Here is a 10,398-nt window from a genome sequence, read left to right as displayed (position 1 = left end):
TGGGCCGCGATCGACGATCCGGCCCCGGTGCACGCCAGGGTGTGCGAGCGTTCACCAACCATGGTCCACAAGCAGTACCGCGAACTGGTCGACAAGCTGGACCACCAGTACGGGGTCAACATCGACAAGCTCAAGCGCGTGGCGCAGCGCCGCGACCAGGTCGGCAAGCTCGGCTTCGAAGTGCCGAACAAGCCCTGAAGCAATTCCCGTCGCAGCCGGCTGCGACGCGGACGAGCCGATCCGCATTGCGCTGGGCTGGCGCACGCCGCGCGCCCGTGTGCCGTTCGGGCCACATCAGGCCCCTTACTGCGACCATCCAACGCCGCCACGCCGCCGCACCGGGCATGGTCTGCACCGGCACCACGATCATCCTTCGCTCAGCGAAGCACCCGGCGCGGCCCGTATGATCGGGGCGCCCTCCCCCACAGACAGGTGCACCGCTTGGCCAGCGTCCTCTCCGAACCTCTCGACGAAGCACCGCGCGGCTGCGCGGACGCGACCCAGCTGCGCGGCCAGGTGTTCGCGCAGAACTGCCCGTCCCGGGCCGTGCTCAGCCACGTCACCAGCCGCTGGGGCGTGCTGGTGCTGGTCGCCCTGCGCAAGGGCACCCATCGCTTCGGCGATCTGCGCCGCAGCCTGGAAGGCGTCAGCGAAAAGATGCTGTCGCAGACCCTGCAGGCGCTGGAAGCGGACGGCCTGGTGCAGCGTACCGCCTACCCGGTGGTGCCGCCGCACGTGGAGTACGACCTGACCCCGCTCGGCGAGGAAGCCGCGGCGCACGTGCACGCGCTGGTGGACTGGATCGAACGCAACATCGGCGTGATCCTCGGCGGCGGCGCACCGCTGGATGCGGCGTAGGCGTCGACCTCCAGGCTGCGACACGCATTGGCGGTAAAGCCGCGGTCGCGGCTGGAGCCGCTCCCACGCGGGCTATCGCAGCGCGCGCGGCGACGCCTCAGTCGTCGCTGTAGTTGCTCAGCGCCAGCGACAGCAGCGCCTTGGCCTGTTCGCGCAGCGAGCGCGGCTCGACGATCTCCGCATCGGAGCCGTAGTGCAGCACGTCCATCAGCAGCTCGCGCGAGACGCTGTAGGGCACCTTCAGTTCGTAGCGGCCATCGGCCAGGAACCGACCCTGCTGCTTGGAATGCCAGTGCTCGTCGGCGACCCAGCGCGCGGCCTTGGGGCTGAACACGATGGTGGCCCAGCCCTTGGGCGCGCCGGAGAAGATGCCGTAGCTGGCCGCCAACTGCGAATCCAGTTCGGCGTCGGCCACGTCCTGCGCCGGCTGGTCGAGCAGGCGCGCGTGGTTGATGCGGTCCACCGCGAAGCTGCGCACCGCGTCGCGGCCATGGTCCCAGGCGTCCAGGTACCAGTTGTCGCGATAGTGGGTGATGCGCTGCGGCGACACCGTGCGCTTGGTCGATTCGTCGGTGGAGCGGGCGCGGTAGTCGAAGGACAGGCGCTTGCGCTCCAGCACCGCCGAGGCGACGGTGCGGAAACTGGCTTCGTCGAGCTTGCGGCCGCGGTGCGGGATCACCCGCACCCGCTCCACCGGCCAATGGGTCGCCCCGGCCTGGGCGGCGAGCAGGCTTTCGATGCGCTGCTGCAGCGGCGCCAGCACCGAGGAAAGCACCCCGCCGCCGGTGCGCGCCAGCAGTTGCTGCGAGGCCAGCAGCGCGTGCAGCTCTTCCGAACTCAGCCACAGGCCCGGCAGCTCGAAACGGTCGCTCTCCCCCGACTCGTAGCGGAAGCCGGCCTCGCCGTCGCCCTCCACCGGCGCCATCAGCGCATCGCGCAGGAAGGCCAGATCGCGGTAGACGGTGGCGCGGGAGCAGCCCAGTTCGTCCTGCAGCCGCGCCACCGTCACCGGGTAGCGTGCGGACTTGAGCAGGCGGTGCAGTGCGTTGATGCGTTCGTAGCGGTCCATGGCCCCGATTATGTCTGAGTCGACGGCGGAAAACGCCTGCCTGGCGCGGCAGCCGGCTGCGCGCCCGAACCGCCGATGAAGCCGGCGTCCGGGGCCGGCCAGGGTGTCATGTGGATCCGGTATGATGAAATCGTTTCCATTTCGTTAGCCGAAGGCTGCGTCCTCATCCCCGGAGAAGCCATGTCCCGCCGTGCCACCCTCGTATCCGCCATCGCTTTGTTGCTGCTGAGCACGTCCCCGGCCTGGGCCGCCGACGTCGCCACCTCACCGACAGCCACGGACCCGGCCAGTTCGCCGTGGAGCGGATCGGGCGAACTGGGCTTCGCCTCCTCGCACGGCAACAGCACCAACGAAAGCCTCAACGGCCGGCTCAAGGGCCAGTACGTGGACGGCGACTGGATCCACAGCCTGGACCTGCTCGCCCTGCACGCCAGCGCCGAGTACACCGACACCAATCCGGACGGCACCACCTCGCGCAAGCGCCAGACCACCTCCAACCGCTACACCGGCAGCGCCGGCAGCGCGCTGCAGCTCGGCGAGCACCGCCAGCTGACCGCCTCGTTGCGCTACGAGCGCGACGACTTCGCCACCTACGACCGCCTGGCGACGATCGGCATCGGCTACGGCACCCGGATCATGGACGGCGACCGCCGCAGCATCGACGTGCAGATCGGTCCCGGCGTGCGCCGCGCCCACGACGTGGTCGAGGACCGCACCGAAACCGGCCTGATCGGCCGCGGCCTGGTCGACTTCAAGTACGGCCTGACCAGCAACACCGAACTGGGCAACACCCTGCTGGTCGAATCCGGCGCGTACAACACCTTCGCGCAGAACGACCTGGGCATCTCGGTGAGCATGAACGAGCGCCTGGCGCTGAAGGCCGGCTGGCAGGCGCGCTACAACAGCGACGTCAGCGACGACAAGAAGAAGACCGATACCTTGACCACGATGAATCTGGTCTACAAGTTCAAGTGAGCCGGGATTGGGGAGTGGGGATTCGGGATTGGCGCACGGCAGCGCGTCGCCTCGCGACGCCGCAGGGCTGACCCGTTGATTCGCTTCTCGCAGGAACCGCTGCAGCCGCGCCCCGCCAGCACGGCACGCAATGGCGTTGGCGCGCAGGGACCAATGCACCTCACCTGCAGGAGCGGCGTCAGCCGCGACAGGCTTTCCCGGTAACGCCTATCGCGGCTGCAGCCGCTCCCCCACGCGCGCAACCGGCATTGCCGGGATCTGCACTGTGGGAGAGACTTCAGTCCCGACGACGGAGGGTGTCAGTCCGCTTTCGGCTTCGCTTGTCGCGGCTGCATGACAGGTGACCCCCACCGTCGCTGGCGCGGACTGCGCACGCTCTCAGACCGGCAGGTCGACATCCAGCAGTTCGCGCGCGCCGGCACCCAGCAGGGCCTCGGCCACGGCCTGGCCCAGTGCCTGCGGATCCTGCGCACTGCGCTGCAGGTCGGCGCGCACCAGGCGCCCGTCGGCGACGCCGCCGACCAGGCCCTGCAACAGCAGGTCCTCGCCGCGCCATTGCGCGAAGGCCGCCACCGGCACGTGGCAGCTGCCGTGCAGGGCGCGGTTCATCGCCCGCTCGGCCTCCACGCAGGTGCGGGTCGGGGCGTCGTCCAGCGCGGCGAACAATGCCAGCGCGGCACTGGCGTCCTCGCGGCATTCCACTGCGATGGCGCCCTGCGCCGGGGCCGGCAGCCAGTCCGGCGCCTGCAGGCGCTGGGTGATGCGCCCCTCCAGGCCCAACCGCTGCAGGCCGGCGCAGGCCAGCACGATGCCGTCGTAGCCGCCGTTGTCGAGCTTGGCCAGGCGCGTGTTGACGTTGCCGCGCAGGTCCAGCAGTTCCAGGTCCGGGCGCCGCGCGCGCAGCTGCGCCTGCCGCCGCAGCGAGGAGGTGCCGACGCGCGCGCCGAGCGGCAGCGCGTCCAGCGAGGCGTAGAGATTGGAGATCAGCGCATCGGCCGGATCGGCGCGCGGCAGGATCGCCGGCAGCACGAACGGCGGATCCAGCTCCATCGGCACATCCTTGAGCGAATGCACCGCGCAATCGGCCTCGCCGCGCAGCATCGCCAGCTCCAGTTCCTTCAGGAACAGGCCCTTGCCGCCGATCGCCGCCAGCGAGCGGTCCAGGACTTCGTCGCCGCGGGTGCTCATCGGCACCAGCACCACGTCCAGGTGCGGGTGCGCGCGGCGCAGGCAGGCGGCGACATGCTCGCTCTGCCACAGGGCGAGCGGACTCTTGCGGGTAGCGATGCGCAGGATCTTCATGCGCGCATTATCGCGGAAAGCCGCTGTCCGCCGCTGCACGCGGGCGGCCCGGGCGGCGTCAGCGCTGGTGGATCTCCTTGCGCAGCTGCGCCACGCAGCGCCGGCTGACCTCCAGCGGCTGCTTGCCATGGCGCAGCACCGCCTGCACCTGGCCCTCGCCGAGCCGGCGCAGTTCCACCAGTTCGTGGCGCGCGACCAGGCAGTTGCGGTGGATGCGCACGAAGCGCTCGGCGAATTCCTCCTCCAGCGCGCGCAGCGATTCCTCGATCAGGTCCTCGCCGCGGGCGTGGTGCACCACCACGTACTTTTCCTCGGCCTGCAGGTAGTGGATGTCGTCGACCGGGATCAGCCGCAGGCTGCCGCGCAGGCGCGCGCACAGGTGGGTGCGGCGCTGCGGGGCCGGCGCCGCGGCGTCGCCGTTGCCGCGTCCGGCCATGAACGTCCTGGCGCGCTGCAGGGCCGCGGCCAGGCGCTCGGCGCGCACCGGCTTCATCAGGTAGTCGATCGCCGCCGCCTCGAACGCGGACAGCGCATGCGCGTCGTAGGCGGTACAGAACACCACGGCCGGGCGCGGTTCGAAGGTGGCCAGATGGCGCGCGGCTTCCAGGCCGTCGAGGCCGGGCATGGCGATGTCCAGCAGCACCAGGTCCGGTTGCGCCGCGGCGCAGGCGTGCAGCGCGTCCATGCCGTTGTCGGCTTCGGCCACCACTTCCACGCCGGCATGCGCAGCCAGCAGCGTGCGCAGGCGTTCGCGCGCCAGGGGTTCGTCGTCGGCGATCAGCACCTTCACCCAGACCTCCGTCACTCGACTGGCGTGCGCTGCGGCCGATACTAGCCCTGGTTCCCGGCGCCCGCCATCGGCATCGCACCATGCCGCCATGCGGCCGCTGCAATCAGCTGCCGGCGAGGCAGGCGTCCATCCAGTCGCCCAGGTCGGCGATTTCCTCGGCGCAGACCTGGTGCGCCATCGGATAGCGTCGCCACTGCACCGGCATGCCCAGCGCCTGCAGGGTCTGCGCGGTACGCTCGGCGTAGGTCTGCGGGATCACCGGGTCGCCCTGGCCGTGGGCCATGAACAGCGGTTGCCGCAGGGCCGCCGGGACGTGCCAGTTGGCGACGCTCTCCAGTTCCGGCAGGTAGGTGGACAGCCCGATCAGGCCGGCCAGCGGCCGTTCGCGGCGCAGGCCGGCGGCCAGGGTGATCGCGCCGCCCTGGGAAAAGCCGGCCAGCAGCAGGCGCTCGGCCGGCACGCCGCGCGCGTCCTCGCGCGCGATCAGTTCCTCGACCTGCGCCACCGATTCGGCGACGCCGGCACTGTCGGCGCGGTTGGAGAAGTCCATGCTGACGATGTCGTACCAGGCGCGCATGCGCACGCCGTTGTTGACCGTCACCGGCCGCACCGGCGCGTGCGGGAACACGAAGCGCAGCGCCGGCCAGTGCGGCCGCACCAGTTCCGGCACCAGCGGCGCGAAGTCGTTGCCGTCGGCGCCCAGGCCGTGCAGCCACAGGACGGTCCAGCGCGGCGCGGCGCCGGTCTCGTGTTCCACTGTCTCCAGCATGTCGGTTCCCGATGAATGAGGCCGGATAGTATGCCGGCGTCAGCCCTGGGCCTGCGCCTCGGCCTCGGCCCGGCGTGCGGCGGCCTCGCGGCGCAGTTCGGCGGCGCGCAGCAGCACCGCCGGCGGCTGCGACTCCTCGGGAATGGCGAGGATGCGCAGCTTGCGCAGCCACAGGCCGGCGGCGCGCGAGGAACTGATCGCCACCACCGGCACCGCCAGCGCCATGCCGATCACCACCGGCGCCATCCATGCCGCCAGCGACGGCGACACGGCATAGGCCATGCCTCCCATCAGCAGGCCGAACGCACTCAGTCCGCCGTAGCTGCGCAACAGCGCCGACCACGAAATGCGGCCATCGTCGCGCTGCTGCGCGTCCCAGCCCGAGTCCTTGCCGGCCAGCACCTCGGCCACGCCGCGCGACTGCACGTACATCACCACCGGCGCCATCAGCGCGGCCAGCAGCGTTTCCAGCAGCATGCTGGCGAAGGCGCGCAGCCCGCCGCCGCAGCCGCGGCGTTCGCCGGGCTTGAGCAGCATCGCGAAGTAGCCCATCACCTTCGGCGCCAGCAGCACGAACATGGTCACCGCGAACACCCAGGCCACCCGCGTGGAGTCCTGCTGGTGCCAGTAGCGCGCCGGCGAGAACGGCGAGATCACCGAGGCGACCAGGTCGAAACCGCCGTTCTGCAGCGGAATGGCGATGCCGATCAGCATCAGCATGCCCCACATCGGTGCGGTGAAGTAATGGCCGATGCCGATCAGCATGTGCATGCGGCTGACCCAGTGCAGGCCGCGCGCGCGCACCACCTTGGAGTGCTGCAGGTTGCCCTGGCACCAGCGGCGGTCGCGCACCAGCAGGTCGGTCAGCGTCGGCGGGCCTTCCTCGTAGCTGCCCTGCAGGTACGGCACCATGTGCATGGCCCAGCCGCCACGCCGCATCAGTGCCGCTTCGACGAAGTCGTGGCTGAGCACGTGGCCGCAGAACGGCTTGCGCCCGGGCAGCGACGGCAGGCCCGCCTGCGCTGCGAAGGCCTCGGTGCGGATCATCGCGTTGTGGCCCCAGTAGTTGCTTTCCGCCCCGTGCCACCAGGCCACGCCGAAGGCGATCACCGGGCCGTAGACGCGGCCGCCGAACTGCTGCATGCGCGCGAACAGGGTGTTGCCGTTGACCACTTCCGGCAGGGTCTGGATCAGGCCGACGTCGGGGTTGGCCTCCATGCCGGCAGCCAGGCGCACGATGCTGTCGCCGGTCATCAGGCTGTCGGCGTCCAGGATCAGCATCTGCGGATAGGCGCCGCCGAAGCGGCGTACCCAGTCGGCGATGTTGCCGGCCTTGCGCCCGGCATTGCTGGCGCGGCGCCGGTAGAACAGGCGGCCTTTGCCGCCGACGCGCTCCACCAGCTCGGCGTACACCTTCTCTTCTTCCGCGCCGATGGCTGGGCGCGTGGTGTCGCTGAGGATGAAGAAATCGAAGCGCTCGATCTGGCCGGTGGCCGCCACCGACTCGTAGATCGCCTGCAGGCCGGCCATCAGCCGGTGCGGATCCTCGTTGTAGGTGGGCATCAGCAGCGCGGTGCGGTTGCGCACCTGCGGCAGCGGCGCGTCCGGATCGATGCCGAGTTTGCGACCCTTGCCGAACACCAGAGTGAAGAAGCCGGCCAGCGCGCTCACGAACGACAGCGCGATCCAGGCGAACAACGGGATGAACAGCACCATCAGACAGGCTTCGAGCACGCTCACGCCGCCGATCACCAAGACCTTGCCGATCAGCCAACTGGCGTAGGCGGTCATCGCCGCGGTGGTGCCGAACACGTAGAAGCGCCGCCAGCCGATCCCGACCGGGGTGCTGGGCAGGCGCGTGTTGCGCAGTTTGCCTTCCTGCAGCGACTGCAGCGGCATGGCCAGCGGCGCCTCGGGCGGCAGGACCGCGTGGCCGGCATCCAGGGGAGCATCGACGTGCACGACCGGTGTGGGGGCGACCGTGCTCATGCGATCCGCCGACCGCGTCCGGCGCCGCAGCGCCATCGGGAAATGCCGCGGGCGGACGGCACGGCGGATGCCGCCGCGGCCACGCGCGCCTGGTTGTGTTCGCCAGTTGGTACCACGTGCTCTCCTGTCGACGGGCAAGGACGCCAGTCAATGTAAACCCTAAATAGTAAGCTTTCGCGAAGGTGGCCAGCGGCGCCGCCGAGGTGGCGCCGGCCGATCCGTTCAGCCATGCCGCCGTCACCTGCGCTCACCCGCGTTTCACCCGTCGCGCCGACCATGAAGCCAGTCCGGCAATGGAGGATCGACGCATGCGCCAGCCCGCCCGGCGACGCACACGCACCCAGCGGCAACCCGCGACGCCGCACGGGGCGCCGGCGCTGCTGATCGTGGACATGATCAGCCGTTTCGACTTCCCGGACGGCGCACGGCTGGCGGAGGCCGCACTCCCGGTGGCCGAGCGCATCGCCCAGCTCCGCGCGCGCTTCCATCGCCGCGGCTGGCCGGTGCTGTTCGCCAACGACAACTTCGCCGACTGGCGCACCGATTTCGAAGGCCTGTGGACCCTGTGCGCCGACCCGAAGCAGCGCGGCGCACGTATCGCCGCCTACTTGGCGCCGCGCCCGCAGGACTACTACGTGCTCAAGCCCAAGCACTCGGCCTTCCTCGGTTCGGCCCTGGCCCTGCTGCTGGCGCGGCTGCAGACCACCCGCCTGCTGGTCACCGGCATCGCCACCGACGCCTGCGTGCTGGCGACCGCGATCGATGCGCGCATGCGCGATTTCCAGGTGCAGGTGCCGCCCTCGTGCTGCGCGGCGCTGGATGCCGGGCGCCAGCAACGCGCGCTGCAGGTGCTGCGCGAGGCCTTCGCGGTGCGCATCAGCGACCGGCTGCCGGCGCGCAGGCGGATGAGCGGGGGTTACTCCGCCGTCGGCACCGACATCGGGTCGGCGCCCTCGCCCTCGTCGCCGAGCGGCCGCGCCACGAACGGGAACGCCAGGGTGATGGTGGTGCCGCGGCCCAGCTCCGATTCCACGTCGACGAAGCCGCCAGCCTGGCGCACCAGCCCATAGACCTGGGCCAGCCCAAGACCGGTGCCCTTGCCCTCGGGTTTGGTGGTGAAGTACGCCTCGAACAGGCGCGACTTGACCGCATCGGACATGCCCTCGCCCTGGTCGCTGACCGCCAGGGTCACGTAGCGGCCGGGCTGGCGCATCGCCGCCGCGCGCGACGGCGGCACCTCCAGCGCGCCGCAGCGGATCGTCACCGCATCGCCGGGGCGACTGGCGTCGCGCGCGTTCAGGGCCAGGTTCATGACCGCCTGCTCGACCGCGTTGCGGTCGGCATAGGTCGTGGTCACCTCGGCGCATGCAAGCAATTGCAGGCGCATCTCGCCGCCCAGCGCCTGCGCCAACAACGGCTGCATCTGCGTCACCAGCGCGTTCAGGTCCAGCCAGATCGGCTTGACCGGGTGCGCGCGGGCGAAGCCGAGCAGGCGCCGGGTCATGCCCGCGCCGTGCTGCAAGGCCTCGTTGGCGATGGCGAGCAGCCGTTGCTGGTCCGGCTGCAGGCGCTGCGGATGATCGGCGACCATGCTCACCGAGGTGATCGCGGTATGCAGCATGTTGTTGAAGTCGTGGACCACGCCGGCGAGCATCTGCCCGATCGCCTCGCCCTTCTGCGCCTGGGTCATGGCGCGCTCGGCCACGCGCTGCGCGGCCAGGGCGATGTCCAGTTGCCCGCGCAGCTGCGACTGCTCGGTCTGCCAGCGACGGCCCAGCGCAGCGGCATCGTCGGCGTCCATCGTGTCGCCCCGGCCCTCGATCGGGGCGAGGTGACCCAGCGCGCGCAGGGCCTGTTCGACCTGGTGTTGCTGGGTGACGTCGCGGCTGATCACCAGCACGCTTTCCACCCGCGCCGAGGCGTTGGCCAGCGGACTGACCATCACGTGCCACCAGCGCCGCCGTCCATCCAGCGACGGGCGCTCCGCCCAGAATTCACGCTGCTCGTTGCCCAACGCCGCAGCAAAGGCGCCCTGGGTCAGCGAGCGCATGTCCTCGGGCCACAGCTCGACCCAGTTGTGGCCGACGACGTCGGCGGGGTCGGACACGCCGAGCAGGGCCAACCCGTGGGGATTGATCGAGCGCACGACGCCGTCGCGGCCGACTTCCTTGATGCAGTCGTGGGAGAGCTCGACGATCTGCCGATAGTGGGCGTGCGTGGTCAAGCTGCGTCTCGCAGTAAGTAAGGTCGAGAATATCGGGATTTGCGGGACGTCACCAGCGCTTCACCGACGAATCGTGAAGCTGCAGTGGATTATTTATTAAAGCGATCCCTGCATTATGCGCGTCACCTCCGCCTCCACCACCATTCTGCTGGTGGAGGACGACCAGACGATCCGGGAGTTGGCCGCCGCCATGCTGGCCGCCGACGGCTACCGGGTCCTGTCGGCGGCGACCGCGCAGGAAGCACTGGCGGTGCTGGAACGGCATCCGGACGTGGCATTGATCTTCAGCGATGTGCAGATGCCGCGGTGGCGCAACTGGCGCACCATGCTCAAGCCGTCGCAGCGCGGCATCTGCACATCGCTGAAGATCAATGCCACGTCCGGATGCCGTTCCAGCACCGCCAGTGCTTCCTGCGCGGTCG

General features: G+C 70.3%; 9 protein-coding genes and 2 pseudogenes. 5 read left to right on the top strand and 6 right to left on the bottom strand.

The window, feature by feature from the left end:
- Together CEK69_RS20290 and CEK69_RS20285 are read left to right on the top strand one after the other, a co-directional pair.
- Positions 1-198: pseudogene (locus CEK69_RS20290) on the top strand (hypothetical protein); the annotation flags it as partial.
- Positions 199-441: 243 nt separating this feature from the next.
- Complete coding sequence (locus CEK69_RS20285) at positions 442-858, top strand: helix-turn-helix domain-containing protein (RefSeq protein WP_017907669.1); 417 nt, start codon at positions 442-444, stop codon at positions 856-858.
- Between the two features lie 97 nt (positions 859-955).
- Here CEK69_RS20285 and CEK69_RS20280 read toward each other — a convergent pair whose 3' ends face one another.
- On the bottom strand, positions 956-1,927 hold the full coding sequence (locus tag CEK69_RS20280) for a YafY family protein (RefSeq protein WP_010341069.1): 972 nt from the start codon (positions 1,925-1,927) through the stop codon (positions 956-958).
- A 180-nt stretch (positions 1,928-2,107) separates the two neighbouring features.
- Here CEK69_RS20280 and CEK69_RS20275 point away from each other — a divergent pair, with 180 nt between their 5' ends.
- The gene (locus tag CEK69_RS20275) at positions 2,108-2,902 is read left to right on the top strand and encodes a DUF481 domain-containing protein (RefSeq protein ID WP_017907670.1); all 795 of its coding nucleotides are present in this window, start codon (positions 2,108-2,110) and stop codon (positions 2,900-2,902) included.
- A 378-nt stretch (positions 2,903-3,280) separates the two neighbouring features.
- Here the strand turns inward: CEK69_RS20275 and hemC are convergent, their stop codons facing one another.
- The 4 genes from hemC to mdoH all read right to left on the bottom strand — a co-directional run bounded on the left by hemC (position 3,281) and on the right by mdoH (position 7,752).
- A complete protein-coding gene (hemC, locus tag CEK69_RS20270) occupies positions 3,281-4,204 on the bottom strand; it encodes a hydroxymethylbilane synthase (protein WP_017916774.1) in 924 nt (307 codons plus the stop codon).
- A 58-nt stretch (positions 4,205-4,262) separates the two neighbouring features.
- Complete coding sequence (locus tag CEK69_RS20265; protein ID WP_193314050.1) at positions 4,263-5,009, bottom strand: LytTR family DNA-binding domain-containing protein; 747 nt, start codon at positions 5,007-5,009, stop codon at positions 4,263-4,265.
- A gap of 88 nt (positions 5,010-5,097) precedes the next feature.
- Positions 5,098-5,763 (bottom strand): alpha/beta hydrolase, encoded by a 666-nt coding sequence (locus tag CEK69_RS20260; RefSeq protein ID WP_017907673.1) that lies wholly within the window; start codon positions 5,761-5,763, stop codon positions 5,098-5,100.
- A 39-nt stretch (positions 5,764-5,802) separates the two neighbouring features.
- Positions 5,803-7,752 (bottom strand): glucans biosynthesis glucosyltransferase MdoH, encoded by a 1,950-nt coding sequence (gene mdoH, locus CEK69_RS20255; protein ID WP_193314049.1) that lies wholly within the window; start codon positions 7,750-7,752, stop codon positions 5,803-5,805.
- A gap of 293 nt (positions 7,753-8,045) precedes the next feature.
- On the opposite strand from mdoH, the pseudogene CEK69_RS20250 reads away from it, so the two are divergent.
- Positions 8,046-8,615, top strand: a pseudogene (locus tag CEK69_RS20250) (isochorismatase family cysteine hydrolase); the annotation flags it as partial.
- Between the two features lie 53 nt (positions 8,616-8,668).
- Here the strand turns inward: CEK69_RS20250 and CEK69_RS20245 are convergent.
- A complete protein-coding gene (locus CEK69_RS20245) occupies positions 8,669-9,976 on the bottom strand; it encodes an ATP-binding protein (protein ID WP_152247596.1) in 1,308 nt (435 codons plus the stop codon).
- A gap of 115 nt (positions 9,977-10,091) precedes the next feature.
- On the opposite strand from CEK69_RS20245, the gene CEK69_RS21365 reads away from it, so the two are divergent.
- The coding region (locus tag CEK69_RS21365) for a response regulator (RefSeq protein ID WP_226975244.1) at positions 10,092-10,398 on the top strand (307 nt) is incomplete at its 3' end.

This window comes from Xanthomonas sp. LMG 12462 (genome assembly GCF_009192885.1).
GTDB classification, from domain to species: domain Bacteria; phylum Pseudomonadota; class Gammaproteobacteria; order Xanthomonadales; family Xanthomonadaceae; genus Xanthomonas_A; species Xanthomonas_A sontii.
The sequence above is the reverse complement of the archived record's forward strand: the minus strand, read 5'-3'. Positions and strand labels throughout refer to the sequence as shown.

Excerpts from the sequence above, each read along its gene's own strand:
- CEK69_RS20260 (WP_017907673.1), bottom strand. The coding sequence starts at position 5,763 with ATGCTGGAGACAGTGGAACACGAGACCGGCGCCGCGCCGCGCTGGACC.
- mdoH (WP_193314049.1), bottom strand. The coding sequence starts at position 7,752 with ATGAGCACGGTCGCCCCCACACCGGTCGTGCACGTCGATGCTCCCCTG.
- CEK69_RS20280 (WP_010341069.1), bottom strand. The coding sequence starts at position 1,927 with ATGGACCGCTACGAACGCATCAACGCACTGCACCGCCTGCTCAAGTCC.
- CEK69_RS20275 (WP_017907670.1), top strand. The coding sequence starts at position 2,108 with ATGTCCCGCCGTGCCACCCTCGTATCCGCCATCGCTTTGTTGCTGCTG.
- hemC (WP_017916774.1), bottom strand. The coding sequence starts at position 4,204 with ATGAAGATCCTGCGCATCGCTACCCGCAAGAGTCCGCTCGCCCTGTGG.